19 protein-coding genes are annotated in these 22,680 nt (G+C 40.7%); 11 read left to right on the forward strand and 8 right to left on the reverse strand.

The window, feature by feature from the left end:
- Nucleotides 1–27 precede the first annotated feature (27 nt).
- The 5 genes from F565_RS0106260 to F565_RS0106285 all read left to right on the forward strand — a co-directional run bounded on the left by F565_RS0106260 (nt 28) and on the right by F565_RS0106285 (nt 4,024).
- Entirely contained in the window at nt 28–879 is an 852-nt protein-coding gene (locus tag F565_RS0106260) for a helix-turn-helix domain-containing protein (protein WP_020212350.1), read from the forward strand.
- 68 nt (nt 880–947) lie between these two features.
- Entirely contained in the window at nt 948–1,598 is a 651-nt protein-coding gene (locus F565_RS0106265; protein ID WP_020212351.1) for an HD domain-containing protein, read from the forward strand.
- Between the two features lie 173 nt (nt 1,599–1,771).
- On the forward strand, nt 1,772–2,590 hold the full coding sequence (map, locus tag F565_RS0106270) for a type I methionyl aminopeptidase (RefSeq protein WP_020212352.1): 819 nt from the start codon (nt 1,772–1,774) through the stop codon (nt 2,588–2,590).
- A 188-nt stretch (nt 2,591–2,778) separates the two neighbouring features.
- Nucleotides 2,779–3,183, forward strand: coding sequence for a GxxExxY protein (locus tag F565_RS0106275; protein WP_020212353.1), 405 nt, complete (start codon nt 2,779–2,781; stop codon nt 3,181–3,183).
- 73 nt (nt 3,184–3,256) lie between these two features.
- Nucleotides 3,257–4,024, forward strand: a complete 768-nt coding sequence (locus F565_RS0106285; RefSeq protein ID WP_020212354.1) for a class I SAM-dependent methyltransferase — start codon at nt 3,257–3,259, stop codon at nt 4,022–4,024.
- Nucleotides 4,025–4,125: 101 nt separating this feature from the next.
- Here F565_RS0106285 and F565_RS0106290 read toward each other — a convergent pair whose 3' ends face one another.
- Entirely contained in the window at nt 4,126–6,939 is a 2,814-nt protein-coding gene (locus F565_RS0106290) for a M16 family metallopeptidase (protein ID WP_035641963.1), read from the reverse strand.
- A 162-nt stretch (nt 6,940–7,101) separates the two neighbouring features.
- On the opposite strand from F565_RS0106290, the gene F565_RS0106295 reads away from it, so the two are divergent.
- Both F565_RS0106295 and apaG read left to right on the forward strand, forming a co-directional pair.
- The gene (locus F565_RS0106295) at nt 7,102–8,364 is read left to right on the forward strand and encodes a type IX secretion system plug protein (protein ID WP_020212356.1); all 1,263 of its coding nucleotides are present in this window, start codon (nt 7,102–7,104) and stop codon (nt 8,362–8,364) included.
- Between the two features lie 104 nt (nt 8,365–8,468).
- Nucleotides 8,469–8,855, forward strand: a complete 387-nt coding sequence (apaG, locus tag F565_RS0106300; protein WP_020212357.1) for a Co2+/Mg2+ efflux protein ApaG — start codon at nt 8,469–8,471, stop codon at nt 8,853–8,855.
- A 57-nt stretch (nt 8,856–8,912) separates the two neighbouring features.
- Here the strand turns inward: apaG and F565_RS0106305 are convergent, their stop codons facing one another.
- From F565_RS0106305 to F565_RS0106315, 3 genes are all read right to left on the reverse strand, one after another.
- On the reverse strand, nt 8,913–9,455 hold the full coding sequence (locus tag F565_RS0106305) for a hypothetical protein (protein WP_020212358.1): 543 nt from the start codon (nt 9,453–9,455) through the stop codon (nt 8,913–8,915).
- A gap of 210 nt (nt 9,456–9,665) precedes the next feature.
- The gene (locus tag F565_RS0106310) at nt 9,666–10,853 is read right to left on the reverse strand and encodes a pyridoxal phosphate-dependent aminotransferase (RefSeq protein WP_020212359.1); all 1,188 of its coding nucleotides are present in this window, start codon (nt 10,851–10,853) and stop codon (nt 9,666–9,668) included.
- A gap of 162 nt (nt 10,854–11,015) precedes the next feature.
- Nucleotides 11,016–12,113, reverse strand: coding sequence for a fatty acid desaturase family protein (locus F565_RS0106315; protein WP_020212360.1), 1,098 nt, complete (start codon nt 12,111–12,113; stop codon nt 11,016–11,018).
- A gap of 111 nt (nt 12,114–12,224) precedes the next feature.
- On the opposite strand from F565_RS0106315, the gene rsmG reads away from it, so the two are divergent.
- Nucleotides 12,225–12,854, forward strand: coding sequence for a 16S rRNA (guanine(527)-N(7))-methyltransferase RsmG (rsmG, locus tag F565_RS0106320; RefSeq protein WP_026299916.1), 630 nt, complete (start codon nt 12,225–12,227; stop codon nt 12,852–12,854).
- Between the two features lie 242 nt (nt 12,855–13,096).
- Here the strand turns inward: rsmG and pruA are convergent, their stop codons facing one another.
- The gene (gene pruA, locus F565_RS0106325) at nt 13,097–14,722 is read right to left on the reverse strand and encodes an L-glutamate gamma-semialdehyde dehydrogenase (protein ID WP_020212362.1); all 1,626 of its coding nucleotides are present in this window, start codon (nt 14,720–14,722) and stop codon (nt 13,097–13,099) included.
- 126 nt (nt 14,723–14,848) lie between these two features.
- On the opposite strand from pruA, the gene purT reads away from it, so the two are divergent.
- The gene (gene purT / locus F565_RS0106330; protein ID WP_394362560.1) at nt 14,849–16,054 is read left to right on the forward strand and encodes a formate-dependent phosphoribosylglycinamide formyltransferase; all 1,206 of its coding nucleotides are present in this window, start codon (nt 14,849–14,851) and stop codon (nt 16,052–16,054) included.
- Between the two features lie 175 nt (nt 16,055–16,229).
- Here purT and F565_RS0106335 read toward each other — a convergent pair whose 3' ends face one another.
- The 3 genes from F565_RS0106335 to F565_RS0106345 form a co-directional block, all read right to left on the reverse strand.
- Nucleotides 16,230–17,180: a bestrophin family protein gene (locus F565_RS0106335; protein ID WP_020212364.1), complete on the reverse strand. Its 951-nt coding sequence runs from the start codon at nt 17,178–17,180 to the stop codon at nt 16,230–16,232.
- Between the two features lie 283 nt (nt 17,181–17,463).
- Nucleotides 17,464–18,840, reverse strand: a complete 1,377-nt coding sequence (locus F565_RS21265) for a sensor histidine kinase (protein ID WP_020212365.1) — start codon at nt 18,838–18,840, stop codon at nt 17,464–17,466.
- Between the two features lie 4 nt (nt 18,841–18,844).
- Nucleotides 18,845–19,519, reverse strand: a complete 675-nt coding sequence (locus tag F565_RS0106345) for a response regulator transcription factor (RefSeq protein ID WP_020212366.1) — start codon at nt 19,517–19,519, stop codon at nt 18,845–18,847.
- 273 nt (nt 19,520–19,792) lie between these two features.
- On the opposite strand from F565_RS0106345, the gene F565_RS0106350 reads away from it, so the two are divergent.
- Nucleotides 19,793–21,424: a hypothetical protein gene (locus tag F565_RS0106350; RefSeq protein WP_020212367.1), complete on the forward strand. Its 1,632-nt coding sequence runs from the start codon at nt 19,793–19,795 to the stop codon at nt 21,422–21,424.
- 308 nt (nt 21,425–21,732) lie between these two features.
- On the forward strand, nt 21,733–22,608 hold the full coding sequence (gene fabD / locus F565_RS0106355) for an ACP S-malonyltransferase (RefSeq protein WP_020212368.1): 876 nt from the start codon (nt 21,733–21,735) through the stop codon (nt 22,606–22,608).
- Nucleotides 22,609–22,680 lie beyond the last annotated feature (72 nt).

The raw sequence follows: 22,680 nt of genomic DNA on the forward strand, positions 1-22,680 counted from the left end.
AATAGCTGAGACACAAAGTTGCAAAGTATGAACGAAATGGCACATACTATAAAAAGCTCTGTACTAAATGAATCGTTTAGTATAGAGCTTTTACGTTTTAATACTTTCGTATTGCAACAACCGTATCGGCCTGATTATAACAGTATCCTTTTTATTACCGACGGCGAGGCTACTGTTTTACTGGACAATGAGAAAATAAGCCTCACAAAAAACAGCCTGTTACTCATTTCAAAAAACCAGGTGTACTGTTTTACAGAAAATACAGCTGTAGGGTATTTTCTACAGTTTGGGAACTGCTTTTGGGATAAAACCCCAATAAGTGCCAGTAATTGCAAAGCCGTTTTGTTTGATAGCGGTTCTGCAGGCAGGCTCCTTAAACCTAACGATAATGATTTGCCGGAACTAAATTTGCTTTTCGCCACAATTTTAAACGACTTCCAAGGTCCGCATTACTCCAACAAGCAGGATGCATTAGCGGCCTACCTAAAAATTTTGATAATTAAAATTGCCAATATACATGCGCTGCTCACTAAAGAAGCTACGCTGTATGATACAAAATTGGTTCAGAATTTCAGGTTGTTGATAGAAAAGGACAGCAGTACCTCTCACAATGTATCTGACTATGCACAGAAACTGGGAATATCTCCCCGAAAGCTACAGGAGGTTTGCAAAGTACAGGGTACAGGTGCTAAAGAAATTATTAATGCACATTTAATTGCCGAGGCAAAAAGGGCGTTACACTTTTCGTCGCAACCAGTCAAAGAGATAGCAGCCGGACTTGGTTTTGCCAGCCCTTACCAGTTTAGCGCATTTTTTAAAAAGCATACTTATAACTCCCCTGTTGCTTACAGGCACCAATTGGTTGAAACTGATATCTGATTCGGAGTTTTTAGCATTTTCAGGCAACCGCCCCTAACCTACTTTTGACATATCAAAATTAAAAAAGAATGTCAGTACTCAACCCAAAATCTGTTGCAGGTATCCTGATACCCGACAGCAAAATTGCAACCCAGGCCACCGAACTTTTGCGTGAGCATGGTAACGACTTTTTATACAACCATTCGCTTCGCGTATTTTTGTTTGCGTCTTTAAACGGTAAGCGCACCAATGCCGATTACGACCCGGAGCTATTATATGTAAGTGCAGCTTTTCATGACCTTGGCCTTGTGCCGCATTACAGCAGTGCCGATAAACGCTTTGAAGTAGATGGTGCCAATGCGGCCCGTAACTTTCTTAAAAGCCATGGCCTGCCTAAAGAATCACTACAACTGGTTTGGGATACCATTGCCCTGCATACCACCATAGGCATTGCCGAATATAAAGAACCCCAAGTTGCCCTTATGTATTCGGGCGTTGGGCTCGATGTTATGGGTGAAGGCTACGAGCACCTTTCGGCAGAAAACCGCGAAGAAATTATTGGACAGTTTCCGCGAACGGATTTTAAAAAGAAAATTATCCCTGCCTTTTTTGATGGTTTTAAGCACAAGACCGACACTACCTTTGGCAATATAAAAGCCGATGTATGCACTTTTATGATTCCAGGCTTTAAAAGCAAAAACTTTTGCGACTGCATTTTGCATTCGGCATGGAGTGAATAACTCTATTCATTAAATATAAAACCCGTTAATTTTAGAATTAGCGGGTTTTGCTGTTTTCAACACTTTGTGGGTTTTTACAAACAGGGATTAATTTACACATTATAAACACCTTATTTAGCGATACAAATAAATGAGTAGAATGTTGTACTTTTGTACGCTGAAAATTTATGCAAATGATTATTCCTAAAACGAGAGAAGAGATAGAGCTAATGCGCGAAAGTGCACTTATAGTAAGCAAAACCCTTGGCATGATAGCCGGCATAATAAAACCGGGCATTACAACCCTGGAGCTTGACCGCCTGGCAGAAGAGTTTATTATGGACCATGGTGCGGTTCCCGGCTTTAAAGGCCTTTACGGATGCCCGTCTACATTGCTTACCAGCGTAAATGACCAGGTGGTACACGGCCTGCCTACTAACCGCCCCATTGAAGATGGCGATATAGTATCTGTAGATTGTGGTGCTCTTAAAAATAAATATTATGGCGACCATGCTTATACTTTTGAGATAGGCAACGTTGCCGAGGACACTAAAAAACTGCTTCAGGTTACTAAAGAATCTCTTTATATAGGTATCCGCGAGTTTAAAGTGGGTAACCGTGTAGAGGATGTGGGTAGCGCAATTCAGCGTTATACCGAGGCTAAAGGCTATGGTGTAGTGCGCGAACTTGTGGGCCACGGCCTTGGTAAAAAAATGCACGAAGGCCCGGAAATGCCTAACTATGGTAAACGTGGCCGCGGTAAACTTTTTGTAGAAGGCCTTGTTGTAGCTATTGAGCCTATGATAAACATGGGTACTAAAAACATTCGCCAGCTTAAAGACGGGTGGACTATTGTAACCCGCGATGGTAAACCAAGTGCCCACTTTGAGCATGATGTTGCCCTTATTGATGGTAAGCCTGAGTTGTTGAGCACCTTTGCTTATGTGTATAAGGCTCTTGGTATTGTGAGTGATGAAGAGAATGAATTTAGGAGGGAGCCATTAGCAATCTAAAAACGTAGCTTTGTAAAGAAGTTATGACACAGAAGTTTCAAGCTGTCGGGTTTATAACATAAATATAATTACACAAAGATTTTAGGCTATACCGCAAAGATGCGCAAAGGGAACAAGAAGATTCGCAAAGTTTGTAAGCTATAATCTTCGATTAAAGAAAACAAAGCTATACCCTCAATAAACTATAGATGGATGCAAATCAGCTTTCTCACAAAATAATAGGCTTAGCTATTGAAGTTCACAGACATCTGGGCCCCGGTCTATTAGAATCTGCGTACAGCGAATGTTTGGCTTATGAAATAAGTAATAGCGGCTTATATGTTGAAAGAGAAAAATTACTGCCTATAAGCTATAAAGGAATCTTTATTCATCATGGATATAGGCTTGATTTACTTGTTGAAAACAAACTGGTACTGGAATTAAAAACAACTGATGAACTTACCGATGTTCATCATTCACAACTTATTACCTATCTAAAATTAGGAAATTATCCTCTTGGACTTTTAATAAATTTTAATACGCGAATATTGAAAGATGGCCTTAAGAGGGTAATCAACAGTGGCTTTGTAAACTCCCATCCTACGGATGGTTAACTTTTATAGAACTTTGCGCATCTTTGTGCTCCCTTTGCGCATCTTTGCGGTACAACTTACTTTTAAAAAATAAATGAAAAAGTTATTCAAATTTATTTTAAACACCATACCCCGCCCATTACTAATACGTCTTAGTTATGTAGCCCGCCCGGTACTTGCGTTTACGTTGAAAGGCAGTACCTATACAGATCCTATAGACGGGCGCAGCTTTAAGAACTTTTTGCCGTATGGCTACGGGCACCAGCGCAATAATGTACTGGCTCCGGGAACACTATCGTTAGAACGTCACCGCCTGCTATGGCTGTACCTGAAAAATGAAACCGACTTCTTTTCGGCTCCAAAAAACGTATTGCACTTTGCACCGGAACAGGCTTTTTACAAAATGTTTCGTAACCAGAAGAACTTAGACTATACTACTACCGACCTTTATTCGCCCCTTGCCGATGTTAAGGCAGATATTTGCAACCTGCCCTTTAAGGATAGTGAATATGACCTGATATTGTGTAATCACGTGTTAGAGCATATACCGGATGATACCAAAGCCATGCAGGAGCTGTACCGTGTGCTTAAACCCGGCGGCATGGCCATATTGCAAATACCGCAAGACCTTAACCGTGCTACAACTTTTGAAGATGATACTATTGTAGACCAAAAAGAACGTGCCCGTATTTTTGGGCAATATGACCATGTGCGTGTTTATGGCCGTGATTACTTTGATAAGTTGCGCAGCATAGGCTTCAGGGTTGTGGAAGAAGATTACACTAAAAAAATCCCTGCTGAAGATGTAGAGCGTTTTTGCCTTGCTAAAGGCGAGATCATCCCGGTTTGTTTTAAGGATTAAGTTTTATATTTATACGTTAAAGGTATATACCATTTGTAAAATCACAAAACCCCTGATGAATGGCTCACCAGGGGTTTTTCAATTTAAATAAAAAATCAGAATTACTTATTAGTTTCCGGCATTAGCATACCAATAACTTTATCTTTAGTAAGGTATTTTTTTGCAACATCCTGAATTTCTTTCGCCGTAAGGGCTTTTACCCTTTCTTCTCTTTTAAGGATGCTTTCAGGATCTGTAGCATTAGTATAAGAGCTTGTAAAGTTGTCCAGCCAGAAACTATTTTCTTTCAGGTTCTTTTTATACTCCATATACTCAGCTTCTTTAAACTTATTAAGGTCTTTAGCGTCCGGGCCTTTATCTATAAGTTTTTGTACTTCCCTTAAAGCCGATGCTGTAAGTTTTTCGGCATTTTCCGGCCCGCAAGGAAAACCAATGTTAAACCTGTAAGAACCGTAAGGTATTTTACCAACGCTACCATAAGCGTTAATACCGTACACACCACTTTCTTTTTCCCTAAGCTCTTCGGTAAGTTTAATGGTAAGTATTTCGCCCAGTGCCTCCATAGCAAGGTTCTCTTTAGGAGAATACTCTGTATCGCCATAGTATGTAATGGTTACTGTACTTTTAGGGTCTTCGCCTTTGTTTACCACTTTTTTATGCTCGCCTTTTATCATGCGGTACCCAAGATCTTTGGCTTTTTCTTTCTCTGCAGCTGTAGCAGGTAACGAAGCAATGTATTTTTTAGAATACTCTTCTATAGCTTTATCGTCTATGTTGCCCACAAAGTAAAATTCAAAATCGGCAGCATTGGCAAAACGCTCTTTATATTTGCTATAAGCAAGGTTATAATCCGTTTCTGCCCATGTTTTCTCTGTCGGGATAAAACCATTAAAACGTGGGTTATCGCCATACAGGTACGTATAAAATTGCTGTTGGAAATAAAAGCTTGGCTCAGATGCCATGTTTTTATAAAAAGCAGACTGTTTTTGCTTGTAACTGTCAAACGCTTCCTTATCAAGGTTAAGGTCGGTAAAATAAGCATACGTCATCTGGAACATGTACTCAAGGTCTTTAGGGGTGGCACTACCGCTTAAACCCTCATTAACACCATAAATAAACGGACTAACCGTTGCTATCTTGCCCGTCATGAATTTAGAAATATCATTAAGCTTAAGCCCGGAGAAACCAGCTTCGGCAAGGGCGCCGTTTGCAAACTGTGTCTTTTTATAGTCTTCGTTGCTGTACAGGTTAGTACCACCAAGGCTTATGGCCTCCATTACCACCTCGTCGTTTTTAAAGTCGGTCTTTTTGTAGGTAACTTTAGCACCGTTGCTAAGGGTTAGTGTAGTAGTACCCAGCTTAGCATTAGTTTCTTTTTTTGTTACAGTACCCGGCTTTATCTCGTTTCTTAAAAGGCTTTTTGCTACAGCAACATCCTCATAAGCAGTAAGATTTTCACCTTTGGCATTTATAACATCCAATACTTCTTTTTCGGTAGGTTTTTTTAATCCGTCTTTTTCAGGACCTGTAAATACCACTACTCTGTTATCGTCTTTAATATACTCATTTACAAAACCGTTTACATCTTTTAACTGTACGGCAGGCAATGCTTTTTTAATTTCGGCAAAGCTCCACTCTATACCCGGTGTAGGCTCGTGCGTAAGGAAATGCGACTGATATTCTGATACAAAATTTTCAGATTCCGTTTTATCCCTGTCGTTATAACGGCTTTCAATCTGGGCAAGCCACTCTGTTTTAGCCCTGTCCAGCTCGCCTTGTGTAAACCCGAATTTTTTGACCCTGTTGTTCTCTTCAACTAAAACCTTTAAGGCATTAAGTTGTTTGTCCTCTTCTACCATTGCAAAACTCTGGTAGCCCTCTTTAGTGCGTGCCCATGTTTCGCCATGATAGCTAAAGCCATAGGTAAACGGCGGGTTAGGCTTATTGGTAAGTTCCTGCAACCTGTTGTTTATCATGGTAGCAAACAACCCCTTTTTAATATAATCATTAAAATCGTTCATGGTAACCACCGGTTTAGGCATACCATAATCTTTATAAATAAGCTGCACCTGTGCATAAGGCGACTCCTTATCGCTCTCTATACTTACAAAAGTTTCTTTGTGGTTAGGCACATCATAAACAATGCGCTCGCGCTCGTTTTTTGGGTTTTGGTAAGACGAGAAATGATCTTTGATCTTTTTCTCCATAGCATCTACGTTAATATCGCCTACCACAATAACCGCCATAAGGTCTGGCCTGTACCAGTCTTTATAAAAGCTTATTATCTTGTCATAGCTAAATTTTTCGAGGATTTCTTTTTTACCTATCGGTAAACGCTCTGCATAGTGCGATTTGTAAAGCATTTTAGGCAGGTAGCGTTTCATCATGCGGTCATCGGCACCAAGGCCAAGGCGGTATTCTTCAAGCACTACTCCACGCTCTTTATCAATCTCTTCGGGCGTAAGCACCGCGTTAAAAGCCCAGTCTTCTATAACCTGGAAACCTTTTTCTAATTTTTCGGGATTGTCAGACGGGATTGGGAGGAAATAAACGGTTTCATCAAAATTTGTGTAGGCATTAAGGTGCTGCCCAAATTTAACACCGATACTCTGAAGGTAATCTACCAGTTTGTTTTTAGGAAAACGTTTGGTGCCATTAAAGTTCATGTGCTCCATAAAGTGGGCAAGCCCTAACTGGTCGTCGTTTTCCATCAGCGACCCTGCATTTACAACAAGCCTAAGGTCTACTTTGTTTTCGGGCTTGGCATTTTTCCTTATGTAGTACGTAAGGCCGTTTTTAAGTTTTCCCGTTCGCACGTTAGCGTCAAACGGAATGGGGTCGGCACCCTTGAGGTCCTGGGCTACGCTAATTACAGGCGTAGCCACAAGGAACATCCATAATGTAAGATGTTTCATATTTAATGATTGGTTAAAATTGGTTATGCTAATATAACTATAAATATAGTTGTTTAGTATATTCTTAACACGAAAAAACACATAATTACTCATTTACAATCAAGATACAGGTTATAATATATTTAGTATCTTTACGTTCACGAATAAAACATATCTTATAAAATGATACAGTTGCGTACCATTGCCCTTGCCCTGTTACTATTTTTACCCTTTACATTTAATGCGCAGCAGCTGCAGGAAATACCACCGCCATATAATATAAAAACAGTTTCTTTTATACAAAGCGGCGAAAATGTATATCCTTATTTCAGGCTTGGAGATAATTTTCAATTGGCTTTTGATGACCTTTTTGGCAATGAGGCTAACTATTATTACACACTGCAACATTGCAACTACGACTGGTCTCCCAGTTCTCAGCTTACAGTAAACGACTTTTTAGATGGTTTTGACAGCCAAAGGATACAAACCTATGAAAACTCTTTTAACACGCTGCAAATATATTCCCGTTACCAACTTTCATTTCCTAATAAGTTTACACGCATAAAACTATCCGGCAACTACATGCTTAATATTCTTAACGAAGAGCGTGAAGTTGTTTTTTCGAGAAGGTTTATAGTATATGAAGACCAGCTAAGTGTACCGGTACAGGTAAAAAGGGCACGCGATATGGATGCTATACAGCAAAAGCACAATCTTGACTTTGCCATTAAATCTACAAGCCTTAACTTTCAAAACCCGCTACAAAATGTAAAGGTTGCACTCTTCCAGAACGGCCGTTTTGATAATGCCATATATAATGTAAAACCACAGTACACCATAGGTAACGACCTTATATATAAATACAATAAGGAAACTCAGTTTTGGGCAGGTAATGAATACTTATATTTTGACAATAAAGATATAAGGAACGCCGTAAACAATATTTTGCGCATTACAGCAAAAGATATTTATGAGACTATATTATATACCAGCGATGCCCGTGCCAGTAAAGGCTATACTTATTTTCCTGATAAAAACGGTAACTTCATGACCCGCAACATCAACCTGAGCGTTTCTAACCAAAATCTCGAATCTGATTACACATGGGTTTTCTTTAAGCTGAGTGCGCCGGAGTTTTATGAGAAAAAAGATATTTATGTGGGCGGTATGTTTAATAATTATGCCAAGACCGATGAATACCGTTTAGAATATGATGAAAAAACGGCTACCTTTAATAAAGCCATTATGATAAAGCAGGGCTTTAATAACTTTATGTACATTACCGCCGATAAAGGAGGTAAAGTAGATGGAGAGCACGCTGTAGATGGCAACTACTATCAAACCGAGGACGACTATAATATCTTTGTATACTACAGGCAAAACGGAGAACGTTATGACAAAGTTATAGGCCGTGGCAATGCCAACTCCCAGGACATTATTAATTAATTACCAAAGAGTTAAATTTTATTTTGGTTTAATTTAATATTATGATGTTGTTGTAACACACAATAATTTTGTACTTTTGAACCGTTAACTAATGACGCTATTATATGGTATCTCAAATAACAAGAGGCATAAAAATATCTGTATCAACCAGTTTTGAAGGCACTTACTTTAAAAACTACAGGATACAATTTGCCTTTACCTACGAGATTACCATAGAGAACCAAAGTAAAGATTCTGTACAGCTTAACACCCGCCACTGGGAAATTTACGACTCCCTTAACGACATAGAAATTGTTGATGGTGAAGGCGTTATAGGCAAAAAACCGGTGCTTAAGCCCGGGGAAAAGCACACATATAGTTCAGGCTGTTTATTATCTTCTCCGTTTGGCGCCATGAGGGGTCATTACAACATGGTTAACTTTACCACCACCCGTACTTTTAAGGTTGTTGTACCTACATTTAGGCTTAGTGCTCCCTTTGCCCTAAATTAATTTCAATTCCGCATTACTGCTGATTTGTAATTGTATTATAAGGTTAAATATCAAAACCTATAAATCGTTATTGCTTTTTTCAACCGGCACAGGTTCCGGCGTGGCTGTTATATTGTGTTTAACGCCTTCAATTTTATTTTTCGTAAGCTGTACAATAGCAAGGCTTACTGTAACAGATAACAGTAAGGTAGCAATCACAAAAGCAACAATCATGATAATTATAGCATAAGGTACGGCGGCAAAAAATACTTCGCGGGTATTAAACACCACATCGCTTATCATGCCAATAAAATAAACCGATGCCATAATAATAAGCAACCGCACATTTACCATAAATGTAAAGTAAAAACTTGTTTTTAAAACATCGCGTTTTGCGAGCGATTTGGCAATTATCTTACCGCTATACCACAGTGCTATACTTAGTGTAACACCTATAACCACCCATGTTACGGGGCTCCAGAATATCCTAAGGCTGGATATGCGCAGCAAAAAAGCAAAGGCATAAAAATGCGACAACGATAACGCCATTAAAAAAAACACTAATGCAGTAGGCAGGCCTATAAGCAGCGCATATTTTGAACCTGTTTTTTGTGTATCCATCTAACAAACATACAAAAAAGTTTGTGAAGATATCATTTCAGGTAATTTCACAAAGATATGCGAAGAAGGCGCAAAGGCACACAAAGCCATAAATGTACATTTAGCAATGTAATTTCCATTTGATTCTTAAATTTCTTTGCGAATCTTTATGCCTCCCTTGTGTTATTTTGTGTAAATATTAAAAAAGCCCCACTTGCGTGAGGCTCTGTATTAGTAAGCTAAGGCTTCTTTAATCCGTTTCAAAGCTTCGGTAAGTATATCTTCGCTGGTAGCATAAGAGAACCTTATGCAATCAGGATTACCAAAAGCATCACCAGTTACTGTAGCAACATTAGCATGCTCTAACAAGTACATAGAAAGGTCATCGGCATTTTTAATCTCAATACCTTTAAGTGTTTTCCCGAAGAAGAAAGACACATCCGGGAATACATAAAAGGCACCTTCGGGAACGTTAATTTTAACGCCCGGTATTTCTTTAAGTAAACCCACCACAAGATCCCTGCGGCTGTGGAAGGCCGCCACCATATCTTTAAGAACAGCAGGATCGGCATCTACAGCAGTAATGGTAGCACGCTGTGCAATACTGTTAGCACCGCTGGTAACCTGGCCCTGCATTTTAGTGCATGCTTTAGCAATAAACTCAGGTCCGCCGATGTAGCCTATCCTCCACCCTGTCATGGCAAAAGCTTTGGCAACACCGTTTACAGTAATGGTTTTATCATACATTCCCGGAATTGTTGCTATGCTGCAAAAATTACCCGAAAAGTTAATATGCTCATATATCTCATCACTTACAACATAAATATTAGGGTAATTGTCTAACACACGTGCAAGGGCAGTAAGCTCGGCTTCGTTGTACACAGACCCGCTTGGGTTGCACGGAGAACTGAACATAATAAGTTTAGTCTTAGGAGTAATGGCAGCTTCAAGCTGAGCAGGAGTAATTTTAAAGTCACTCTCAATGCTTGTAGGCACTTCCACAGGGTTAGCCTCGGCCATTTTAACCATTTCTGCATAGCTTACCCAGTAAGGGGCAGGCAATATACACTCATCGCCCGGGTTTAACAATACCTGGCAAAGGTTGTAAAGCGATTGTTTAGCACCTGTAGAAACCACGATTTGCGATGGCTTATAATCAAGGTTGTTATCCCTTTTAAATTTTCGGCAAATAGCTTCTTTCAATTCAACATATCCATCTACGGGCGAGTAAGTGCTGTAATTATCATGGATAGCCTGTATGGCAGCTTCCTTAATAAAATCGGGAGTATTAAAATCGGGCTCGCCAAGGCTAAGGCTTATAATGTCTTTCCCTTGGGCTTTAAGCTCCCTTGCTTTTGCGGCCATTGCCAGCGTTTGCGATGTAGATAAGTTATTAATTCTGTCTGAAAGAGCGCTCATCGTGTTGTATTTATTGTTTAATGTTCATTATGGATTTATTCCCATTCTGCAAAAATAACCATTTCTGTAGTTTGAGATAAAATAATTGCAACATATATACATATAACACATTTACATCCCGTAATGTGAAAAATGCATATTGCCTGTTGCAAATTGTAGAATTTAATTCATAACCGGTTTCATGCCCAGCTCTTTAAGGTGCTTAAAGTGGGCGGCTATGGCACCGCGCATGGTACGGAATTCATGGTAAGGCAGGTTATGCTCCTGGGCAGTCTGTTTTACAATTTCACTTATTTTTTTATAATGCACATGGCTTATGTTCGGGAAAATGTGGTGTTCTATCTGGTAGTTAAGCCCGCCGGTAAACCAGTTTACAAAACGGTTTTTAGGAGCAAAGTTTGCCGTGGTATACAATTGGTGTATGGCCCATGTGTTTTCCATTTCGCCAAGTTCATTAGGTAACGGATTATCGGTTTCCTCAACAATATGTGCCAACTGAAATACAATACTCAGTATCAGTCCCGCAACGTAGTGCATTACAGAGAAACCCAATAGCACCTTCCACCACGATATACCACCTATAGCAATAGGCAGTACGATCCATAAAGAAATATAGATAACCTTCGTTATAACTAATACCGTCCATTGTTTTACAGGGCTTTGAAATTCGCCATAAGACAATCCTCTTTTAATGTAACGCCTCATTTGCTTAATATCGGTAGTAATAGCCCAGTTAAACGTAAGCAGGCCATACAGGAATACTGAATAGTAATGCTGGAATTTATGAATCTTCATCCACTCTGCCGACTTAGAGAAACGGATTATACGCCCTGCTTCCAGATCTTCATCATGCCCATGAATGTTGGTGTACGTATGGTGTAATACGTTATGCTGTATTTGCCAGTTGTTTACATTGCCCGCCAGCAGGTACATGCTGCCACCCATAATTTTATTAAGCCAGCTTTTAGACGAGTACGACCCGTGGTTGGCATCGTGCATTACATTCATGCCTATGCCCGCCATACCCACACCCATAACAATAGTAAGCAGCAGTTGCGCCCACCACGGTAAATGCAGGGTTAGTATAACAAAATAAGGAGCAAGGTAAAGCAGGAACATTACAGCCGTTTTAAGGTGTAGTTTCCAGTTACCGGTTTTCTTTATATTGTTTTCCTTAAAATAATCATTGACGCGTTTTGTAAGCGTGCGAAAAAATTTTATAGAGTCGGTTTTAGCAAAAACAGGAGGAGTGATGTTCATATTTTAAATATATTCATGCGTATCAAAGATATGTATTATAACGCAGGTATAGTTAAGATAGATATAAAATATCGTGCCAATTGCTTACTTTTGCCAAAATTGATAGCACCCATGCAGGAGATAACCACCTATTTTCCCGACCTTACCGAAACACAGTTAGCGCAGTTTGCAGCCCTTGAAGGCTTGTATACCGACTGGAATGCGAAGATAAACGTAATATCCCGCAAGGATATAGAATCGTTATATACAAAGCATGTACTGCACTCGCTGGGTATTGCAAAAGTTATGGCTTTTGCTCCCGGGGCAAGCGTGCTTGATGTGGGTACGGGTGGAGGTTTCCCAGGGATACCGTTAGCAATTTTATTTCCCGAAACTAACTTTTTCCTGGTAGATATTATTGCTAAAAAGATAAAAGTGGTGCAGGAAGTAGCCAATGCTTTAGGACTTACCAACCTGCGTGCAGAGCAAAAACGCGCCGAACTGATAGATGAGAAATTCGACTTTATTGTGAGCCGCGCTGTTACCAATATGCCCGATTTTGTAAAATGGGTTAAGGACATTATTAAGAAAAAGCAGCTCCACGAACTTAAGAACGGCATACTTTATTTAAAGGGCGGCGACCTTAGTGAAGAGCTGGCCGATTTCCCGAAAGCAACCGAATACAACCTGTCTGACTTTTTTAGCGATGAATTTTTTGAAACTAAAAAAGTGGTACATTTGCCGTTGAAGTTTAAGCCGTAAGCCATTAATTTCGAAGCATGAAGCAATCTTTCTCTAATTTAATGTAACGCGGAGAACGCATATTTTTTTTGGAGAACCATTGTGATGACAAAGCAATCTCATAATTTTTTACACAAAGTTTCACAAAGATTATAAAGCAATTGGAATGACATGTCATTGATAAGTATAACACAAAAGGCTCCCGAAGGAGCCTTTTGTGTTATATCAAACGCATAGCAATACGTCTCTATCTCAAAGAATGATTACCCCAGGAAAGGATACCTGTAATCTGTAGGGGGTACTAATGTTTCTTTAATAGTGCGTGGCGATACCCAACGTAGTAAGTTAAGGATAGACCCTGCCTTATCGTTAGTTCCGCTTGAACGGGCGCCACCAAATGGCTGCTGGCCCACAACGGCACCCGTAGGTTTGTCGTTAATGTAGAAGTTACCGGCAGCATTCTCTAAAGCTTTGGCAGCTTCTTCAATAGCATAACGGTCCTGGCTAAATACAGCCCCTGTAAGCGCGTATGGAGAGGTTTCGTCTACCAGTTTAAGGGTTTCCAGCCACTGGTCGTCTTCATAAACAAATATGGTAAGCACCGGGCCAAAAAGCTCTGTGCTTAGTGTGTCGTATTGAGGGTTTGTAGTTACTATAACCGTAGGGTCTATAAACCAGCCTTTAGATTTATCATAAGTACCACCTGCAATAATTTCGGCATCGGGAGCCGCTTTTGCAGCGTCAATATATTTGGCAAGCTTATCAAAAGAAGCCTCGTGTATAACCGCAGAAATAAAGTTTGACGGGTCTTCTGGCGAACCTATTTTAAATGATTTTATATCGTTCACCAAGTGTTCTTTAACCGCAGGCCATATAGACTTAGCGATATAAGCCCTTGATGCAGCCGAACATTTTTGTCCCTGGTATTCAAAAGCACCGCGGGTTAAGCCTGTAGCCACCGCAGCTGGAATTGCAGAGGGGTGCGCCACTACAAAATCTTTACCGCCGGTTTCTCCTACTATCCTCGGGTACGTTTTATACCTGTGTACGTTCTGCCCTATTTTAGCCCAGATATCGTTAAATACATGGGTAGAACCTGTATAGTGAATACCAGCAAAATCAGGGCTTGCAAGTACAGTATCAGTTATCATTACAGGGTCGCCGTGCACCATGTTTATTACACCTGCAGGAAGCCCCGCAAGCTTAAATACTTCCATGATAACATTAGCACTATACGTTTGCGATGCACTTGGTTTCCAAACAACCACATTACCCATAAGGGCAGGTGCAGCAGGCAGGTTGCCGGCAATTGCAGTAAAGTTAAAAGGCGTAATGGCATAAATAAAGCCTTCTAAAGGGCGGTGCTCCAGGCGGTTCCAAATCCCTTCGCTCGATACCGGCTGCTCGGCATATATCTGCTGCATATATTCAGCATTAAAACGCAGAAAGTCAATAAACTCACAAGCCGAATCGATCTCAGCCTGGTGTACAGTTTTAGCCTGGCCTATCATTGTGGCGGCATTTATTTTAGCACGGTAAGGGCCAGCCAGTAAATCGGCTGCTTTTAAAAATATCGAAGCCCTGTGCTCCCATGCCATATCAGCCCATTTTTGCCTTGCAGCAAGTGCTGCAGCAATGGCTTTTTCTATATGTTCTTTGTTAGCTTCATGATAGGTTCCCACAACTTTTTTATGGTCAAAAGGCGGGTTTATGGTTTTAGTGTTACCGGTACGAATTTCTTCGGCGCCTATGTAGTTAGGTACGTCTACGGTAGTATTGTAAAGTTCTTTAAAAGTGGCAAGTACCTGTTCCCTTTCTTTAGTTCCTGGGGCATAGCTTTTAACCGGTTCGTTAATGGCTTTAGGTACATTGAAAATTCCTTTTGGCATAGTTGTAATTGTTTAAAGGATTAAAGTTTTTAAGCGGTGCAAAGATACAAAGAAATTTACAGATAGTGATTTACAGCCTTTATATTGAATTTTGATTTACCAATACATTTTAAAAACTTCGTAACTTTGTTACATCACAATCTTGTTATAACAACACACAATTATACAATGCAAAAAAAGATAGTACTATTAGGATCGGGAGAGTTGGGTAAAGAATTTGTAATTGCAGCACAGCGCTTAGGGCAAACGGTTATTGCAGTAGATAGCTATGCCAATGCGCCCGCAATGCAGGTTGCCCACGGTTTTGAAGTGATAAACATGCTCGATGGCGATGCCCTTGATGCTGTTATTGCGAAACATAACCCCGATTTTATTGTACCCGAAATTGAAGCCATACGTACCGAACGTTTTTACGATTACGAAAAACAGGGCATTACGGTAGTGCCAAGTGCTAAGGCGGCAAACTTTACCATGAACCGCAAAGCCATTCGCGACCTTGCGGCTAAAGATCTTGGCCTGCGTACAGCAAACTATCGTTATGCTACCAGTGCTACAGAACTTGAATTGGCTGTTGCCGAAGTAGGCATGCCGTGTGTGGTTAAGCCATTAATGTCATCATCGGGTAAAGGCCAGTCTACCATAAAATCAGGTCCGGACATCGAGAAAGCATGGAACTATGCTGTAGAAGGCTCCCGTGGCGATGTAGTTGAGGTTATTATAGAGGCTTTTGTAAACTTTAATTCGGAGATCACGCTCTTAACGGTAACGCAGAATAATAACCCCACATTATTTTGCAGCCCCATAGGCCACAGGCAGGAACGCGGTGATTACCAGGAGAGCTGGCAACCGGCAAATGTAACAGATGCAGCTATTGCCGAAGCGCAGGATATGGCCCGTAAAGTAACCGAAGCCCTTGGTGGTGCAGGCCTTTTTGGCGTTGAGTTTTTCCTTACCGATGAAGGTGTATATTTTTCTGAGCTTTCACCACGCCCGCACGATACCGGTATGGTAACGCTTGCCGGTACACAGAATTTTAATGAATTTGAATTGCACCTGCGTGCTATACTTAGCCTGCCGATTGCAGAAATTACACTTGAAAAAGCCGGGGCAAGTGCCGTGATATTAGCGACGCAAAACAGCGATAACCCTTCGTTTACAGGGGTAGAACAAATTGCGGCTTTACCAAAAACTGATTTCAGGTTGTTTGGTAAGCCTACCTCCCGCCCTTACCGCCGTATGGGGGTAGCTTTAGTAAGTGACTCACTCGACACTCCTGTTGAAGATATTGTTGAGAAGGCAAAAGTTGCTGCTGCGCTGGTAATGGTAAATTAGCTTAGGCATAGGCAATAGGCAATATTAAAATATTTGCATTAAACATTTGGTTATTCTCTTACAGTGAATAAAAAAGCCCGCCACGCTGGACAGGCGGGGCGGGCAACCAAAAATACATAACGCCGGGAATTACCAACCGGCAAAAAAACAAAACTAAATAGGACACTACAATACTTTATAAAACAAAATAAGCATTTTTTACTGGCTGTATGTGGTGCAGCTTAGCATCCTGCGGCACGGCTTCATGCTCAAATTCGTTCCTGTACTCGTTAACCATTTGCATAAGGTTATTCTCTATATTGTTTGATATTGATATCATCGGGGTATCTGTGGGGCGGTTCTCAAAAGGGTCCTGCAGGTGTATGGCCATTTTTTCTATAAGAAAACATGCAGCCCCTATCATAGCCACTACCGGTATTTGCAGCCAGCCTAAAGAATCGGCCAGGCCAAAGGGCAGCAGCAATACAAACAGGCACAATGTAAAACGTATGTACATACTATATGTAGTTGGGAAAATAGTATTTTTAATACGCTCGCATTTACCCATAGCGTCGCATAACTTGGTAATCGTACCGTCTATCTCTACCTGTTGGTACATATTAAGCCTGCCGCCTTCAAGCGCTTTTTTAATTTCCTTGCCATGCAATATTAGTAGTGCATTAGGTACATGCCTAAAATTCGACACAAAACGCATTTCTTCGTCGTTAAGCAGGGTCTTAAGTGGTTTTATAGGGTCTTTACCACGTAACGATTGTGCCAGGGCATAGCACCATGCCGCCTGCCTTTTTGCAAAACGTTCCTTAAAATTATTTGCCTCTACAGAGAAATCAGGGTCATTATAAAATGTAATTACCTGGCGTACCAGTGTGCGCGAATCGTTAACAATGGCACCCCAAATAATACGCGCCTCCCACCAGCGGTCATAAGCCTGGTTACTTTTAAAAGCCAGTAGCAACGATATTATGGTACCTATAATAGCCGGTACCGCGATGGGGATATTAATGTGTATAATATGGAACAGGTGGTGTACCAGCTCAAACCCCACAGCATAAATAACTACCAAGGCAAGCTCTATTTTTATTTTACCCAGCACATAGGTAAGGGGTATTTTAGTTTTAAGTAACATTGTCTTCCTGCTTTAATTTAATCAACTCCTTCATTATAACAATGCTGTATTTACATTGCACTCTATTACCTGTTTAAAAATTGCAGTCTTGTTTTCTAAAAGTTGCAATAGTCAATTAAATACTGCTGCCGTAGTAATTTAAAAATTACAATCTAATTTGTGCGCGTATATATTAATATATGCTAACGCAGTTAGGGTATATTACAAAAAAACGATTTGGATATTAAAAGGAGTTTAAATGAGGATTAAAATATTATAAGATTTTACATTAAAAATCTTAATCTCAAACCTTAGAATGCTGTTTAAAGATAATATTTACCACTGTACCTTTTTCTGGCTCAGACTGGATAACGAGTTCGCCATTGTGCATACGGATAATTTTCATGGCAAGAGGCAACCCAAGGCCATAACCATTATAGCGCGATGCTTTTTTTCCGCGGAAAAAAGGTTCATAAAGATAGGGAATGTCTTCGGGAGGGATTCCAATGCCAATATCGGCTATGGTAATTTTTATAGATGATTTGTTAGCCGATAACGAAACGAATACCTCATCGTTATCAGAGTATTTTACACCATTGCTTATAATGTTGCTCACAGCAAGTTCAAGCAACGGGCGGTTACAGGGCAGGTTAAGCAAATCTGTATCATCGGGCATATCGTTAAGCTTTATGGTAATACGGTTTTCAGGATACAGCTTATCCAGTTCGCATTTTACATCCATAAGCAATTCGTCCATACGCACCACATCCTGCACTTGCTTGTTGCCATCATAACCCGTCTGGGTAAGTTTCAGCAAGCTTTCGGTAAGATTGGCAAGGCGTGTGGCCTGGCGTTGTATATTATTAAGAACCTCTTCATATTCTTCCGGGCTACGTTCTTTAAGAAGGGCAATTTCGCTTTCGGCAATAATAGTGGTAATAGGAGTTTTTAGCTCGTGCGAGGCATTATTTATAAAGTTTGCCTGGATTTCAAAACTCGTTTGCAGCCTGTCGAGCATATCGTTAAAAGTACTGGTAAGGTCGGATATTTCATCATGCGGGTCGGCATCCGGTACCGGCAGGCGGTTGTGCAGGTTGCTGGCGCTAATGCGTTTTACCTCGGCCGTAATACGCGACACCGGATTTATAACCCTGCGGGCCAGAAACCTGCCGAAGAAGAATGCAAGCAGCAAAAAAGCAAGCCCGCCCGCTATAAGTATACGTGTTATATATAAGGTTGTGGTATTGCCACGACGGTCCTGGGCAGTAACAATAATCATGTACTTTACGCCGCCTTCATTAAATACCTGTGCATAAAAATAATGATTGTCATCTTCTACCCAACCCGATCCGTTTTGCATGGCATCCCTGTAAAAATCAGGTGGCAGGTGCAGCGCTGTATTATATTCAAAAGAGGTAGGCCCATTCACTTTAAGAACAAAATCTTTTTCGTCTATAAGTTCTTCCAGTCCGTTATCTTTAAGCTGGCGGTAGTACCGGGCTTTTTCAGGATCGTTCTGGTAGTGTATAGAAGCTATAATTTTAGCACGGTCTTCCAGGCGTTTTATAAAGTAATATTCGTTATTGCGCTTAAATAAAAAAAGCACTACAATGCACAGCAATAGTGTACTGACACCCGAAAGGGCAACATAAGTTATGGTGATCTTTTTACGTATTTGCATGTACTTATGGCTTTACAACATAGCCCAGCCCTTTTATGGTGTGTATTAGTTTGTGGCTGTAGGGTTTATCTATTTTCTTTCGAATGTAATTTATGTAAACATCTACTACATTAGTATTCATGTCAAAGTTAATATTCCACACATTATCCAGTATCTTTTCGCGGCTTAAAATAGTGCCGCTGTTTTTAGCAAGATAATGCAGCAGGTTAAACTCTTTTGCAGTAAGCACTATGGTTTCGCCTTTGCGTTTAACGGTTTTTGTACGCAAATCTATTTCCAGGTCTTCTATAACAATGTTTTCTATAGTTTTATGTTCCTGCCCGGCGCGGCGCACCAGTGCATTAACGCGTGCCTCCAGCTCTGTAAACCTAAAGGGCTTTGCCATATAATCATCGGCCCCGGCATTAAGCCCGGCTACTATATTCTCGCTGCTATTTAGGGCGGTAAGCATTAATATTGGCACAAAATTACCCGCTGCCCTAAGGCGCCTGCATAGTTCTATACCATTAATATCGGGCAACATAACATCAAGCACTATCACGTCAAAACTATTGTTAGAGAGCATCTCCCATGCGGTGGTTCCATCGAGCGCAGCGCTCACATCATGGTTCTTTTCTGATAGCCCTTTACGGATTACCGACAGCAAATTAGGTTCGTCTTCTACAATAAGTATTTTCATGCACTTTATGGTTTATGGCAAAAATAGCGAATAGGGGTTTACAAATTTACATAAATAACAAAATCGATGCATATTATGTGTTTTTTGTGATATGGGTAATTGCGAAATAATTTGATTAACGCTCTATTTGTTTACGTGGGGCATCGCCCCACGCTAATTATATGTTTATTTTCATGTATGGGAAATCTATAATTTTTCAATGTTAAATTTTTCAATCATTTCCCTGTAACTTTATTATGTATTTACCGACTAATCCTTAAAACACCTTAAATTATGAAACTATCTTTAGCCATTATCCCTCTGGTTATTCTTGCGTTCTTTTTTGCATATTTTGGTATGCCTGTAATTAATTATGGGTTTATACAGCTGCCTATTATGCTTTTGCTGCTTATACTGGCGGCCATAATACTTACAATAAATATAGAGCAGGTGGGTGCTAAAACTAAAGTGCACCTTACAAAACTTCACCGCCCTCTTTTTATAGCATTTGCGGTTGTATTAGCATATACTATACTTGCGCCTTTGTTTACAACCCTGCCTTTGTTCAGGAACGAATCGTACCGAAACATGATAGGTAAAGTGCATACCGGCGAAAAGATAACAAACCATATTGCTCCAATTGCACTGGACCGTATTCGTGTGGTAGACGAGCCCCTGGCTACATTGCTAGGCGAAAAAATATTAGGATCTGACCAGGGACTTGGCAGCAAAAGCGAACTGGGCGAGTTTTTTATACAAAAGGTTAATAACGAACTGTACTGGGTGGCTCCGTTATTGCATTCCGGCTTTTTTAAATGGCTTAACAATAAAGAAGGTACCGAAGGTTATGTTATGGTAAGCGCCACTAACGAGCGCGATGTAAGGCTTGTGCAAAATATAAATGGCAAAGACCTTAAAATAAAGTACCAGCCGGGTGCATACTTTGGCAGCGATATAGAACGTCACCTGTATTTTAACGGTTATGAATCTACCGGTCTTGCCGACTACAATTTTGAGATTGACGAGAAAGGCCACCCGTACTGGGTTGTAACCAAATTTAAAAAAAGGATAGGTTTTGCAGGTAACGATGCTGTGGGTGTTGTTACAGTAGATGCCCAAACCGGAGTTATTAGAGAGTATGGTATTAATAATGTACCTGCCTGGATAGACCGTGTGCAACCTATATCGTTCATCTTAGACCAGCTTAGTGACTGGGGTGAGTATGTGCATGGCTACTGGAACTTTAGTAATGAAGATAAACTTATGATTACCGAAGACCTTACGCTTGTTTATGGCGAGGATAACCGCTCGTACTGGTATACAGGGGTATCGAGCGTAGGTAAAGAAGAGTCGGCTGTTGGTTTTATGCTGGTAGATACCCGTACTAAAGAGGCTACTATGTACAACCAGAGCGGTGCTACAGAGTATGCTGCACAAAGTTCGGCAGAAGGTAAGGTTCAGGAAAAAGGGTATAAGGCATCCCTGCCAATACCATACAATATTAATAACATCCCTACTTATGTTATGACGCTTAAAGATGGTGGAGGGCTCGTAAAAATGTATGCCATGGTAGCCATAGGCGACTATACTATTGTGGGTGTGGGTAACACCATGCGCGAAACATTAATGTCTTACAAAAATGTGTTTAATATGGCCGGTAACCGCATTAACCCCGATGCTCAGGCAAACCGTAAAGCTATAAAAGCGGTAGTAACACGCATACAAAGCGATATTAAAAACGGCAACAGTTTTTATTACTTTACTGTAAACACATCGCCTAAAATATTTGTAGGCTCATCTCAGTTATCTAATGAATTACCGGTAACCATTGTGGGCGACAGTATTAACATATCTTTCGACCTTGATAAGGAAGATGTAATAGATGTTTCTACATTTGATAACCTGAAATTGGGTGCAGGGAAATAATCATTTTTAACAACGCACCCAAATAACCCAGGGCGATGCCCTGGGCTAATATATTTGACCCTTTCAGGGTCGTTAGATACAGGGCACAAGACATTTAAAGAAGAATATGCGTCTATACTGAAAAAATATAACGCTGAATATGACGAACGTTACGTTTGGGATTAGCCAGCGTAAGTGAGATGACACTGAAAGAGTCGCACACAATAGCGTACGGCATCGCCCTACGAAACACAATGACCCAATTATAATATCGCATAACAAAAAAACCTTATTTTTGTAGCTGCAAAACAAACTACAAACAAAACGAGATGAAAGCATACGTATTTCCGGGCCAGGGAGCCCAGTTTACCGGAATGGGCAAAGAGCTGTATGACAGCAACCCACTGGCTAAAGAACTTTTTGAAAAAGCAAACGACATCCTGGGTTTCAGGATTACCGATATAATGTTTGAAGGTACTGCCGAGCAGTTAAAACAAACCAATGTTACACAGCCGGCTGTATTTTTACATTCGGTTATACTTGCAAAAACACTGGGCGACAGCTTTACACCAGATATGGTTGCCGGCCACTCGTTAGGCGAATTCAGCGCGCTGGTTGCTGCCGGGGCATTAACTTTTGAAGATGGACTTAAACTGGTTGCGCAACGTGCCGCCGCTATGCAAAAAGCCTGCGAAATTACCCCGAGCACCATGGCTGCCGTATTAGGCCTTGAAGATAAAATTGTAGAAGATGTTTGCGCTACTATAGATGGTGTTGTGGTTGCGGCAAACTACAACTGCCCGGGCCAGCTGGTAATATCCGGCGAAACAAAGGCTGTTGAAGCTGCCTGCGAAGCTATGAAAGCTGCCGGTGCTAAAAGGGCACTTATACTGCCTGTGGGAGGAGCATTCCACTCTCCTATGATGGAGCCTGCGCGCGAAGAACTTGCTGCAGCTATTGAGCAAACTTCATTTACTAACCCGGTTTGCCCGGTGTACCAAAATGTACCTGCTACTGCGGTAACCGATGCCGAAGAAATAAAACGTAACCTTATAATACAGCTAACCGCTCCTGTAAAATGGACACAGAGTGTACAAAACATGATTGCCGACGGCGCTACCCTGTTTACCGAAGTTGGCCCGGGTAATGTATTGCAGGGCTTGGTTAAAAAGATAAACAAAGAAGCTGAAACGGCAGCGGCATAAATAGTACTCAGTGTTCAGTCGCAGTTAGCAATTACAGCCTGATGATTCCAGATTGTCGATCGTGACGATTAG

The organism is Flavobacterium rivuli WB 3.3-2 = DSM 21788 (genome assembly GCF_000378485.1).
GTDB lineage: Bacteria > Bacteroidota > Bacteroidia > Flavobacteriales > Flavobacteriaceae > Flavobacterium > Flavobacterium rivuli.

Coding starts and splice junctions, on each gene's coding strand:
- map (WP_020212352.1), top strand. CDS start 1,772: ATGATTATTCCTAAAACGAGAGAAGAGATAGAGCTAATGCGCGAAAGT.
- F565_RS0106290 (WP_035641963.1), bottom strand. CDS start 6,939: ATGAAACATCTTACATTATGGATGTTCCTTGTGGCTACGCCTGTAATT.
- F565_RS0106350 (WP_020212367.1), top strand. CDS start 19,793: ATGAAACTATCTTTAGCCATTATCCCTCTGGTTATTCTTGCGTTCTTT.
- F565_RS0106335 (WP_020212364.1), bottom strand. CDS start 17,180: ATGTTACTTAAAACTAAAATACCCCTTACCTATGTGCTGGGTAAAATA.
- F565_RS0106275 (WP_020212353.1), top strand. CDS start 2,779: ATGGATGCAAATCAGCTTTCTCACAAAATAATAGGCTTAGCTATTGAA.
- F565_RS0106310 (WP_020212359.1), bottom strand. CDS start 10,853: ATGAGCGCTCTTTCAGACAGAATTAATAACTTATCTACATCGCAAACG.
- fabD (WP_020212368.1), top strand. CDS start 21,733: ATGAAAGCATACGTATTTCCGGGCCAGGGAGCCCAGTTTACCGGAATG.
- F565_RS0106295 (WP_020212356.1), top strand. CDS start 7,102: ATGATACAGTTGCGTACCATTGCCCTTGCCCTGTTACTATTTTTACCC.
- F565_RS0106260 (WP_020212350.1), top strand. CDS start 28: ATGAACGAAATGGCACATACTATAAAAAGCTCTGTACTAAATGAATCG.
- rsmG (WP_026299916.1), top strand. CDS start 12,225: ATGCAGGAGATAACCACCTATTTTCCCGACCTTACCGAAACACAGTTA.
- F565_RS0106315 (WP_020212360.1), bottom strand. CDS start 12,113: ATGAACATCACTCCTCCTGTTTTTGCTAAAACCGACTCTATAAAATTT.
- F565_RS0106285 (WP_020212354.1), top strand. CDS start 3,257: ATGAAAAAGTTATTCAAATTTATTTTAAACACCATACCCCGCCCATTA.
- apaG (WP_020212357.1), top strand. CDS start 8,469: ATGGTATCTCAAATAACAAGAGGCATAAAAATATCTGTATCAACCAGT.
- F565_RS0106265 (WP_020212351.1), top strand. CDS start 948: ATGTCAGTACTCAACCCAAAATCTGTTGCAGGTATCCTGATACCCGAC.
- F565_RS0106305 (WP_020212358.1), bottom strand. CDS start 9,455: ATGGATACACAAAAAACAGGTTCAAAATATGCGCTGCTTATAGGCCTG.
- F565_RS21265 (WP_020212365.1), bottom strand. CDS start 18,840: ATGCAAATACGTAAAAAGATCACCATAACTTATGTTGCCCTTTCGGGT.
- F565_RS0106345 (WP_020212366.1), bottom strand. CDS start 19,519: ATGAAAATACTTATTGTAGAAGACGAACCTAATTTGCTGTCGGTAATC.
- pruA (WP_020212362.1), bottom strand. CDS start 14,722: ATGCCAAAAGGAATTTTCAATGTACCTAAAGCCATTAACGAACCGGTT.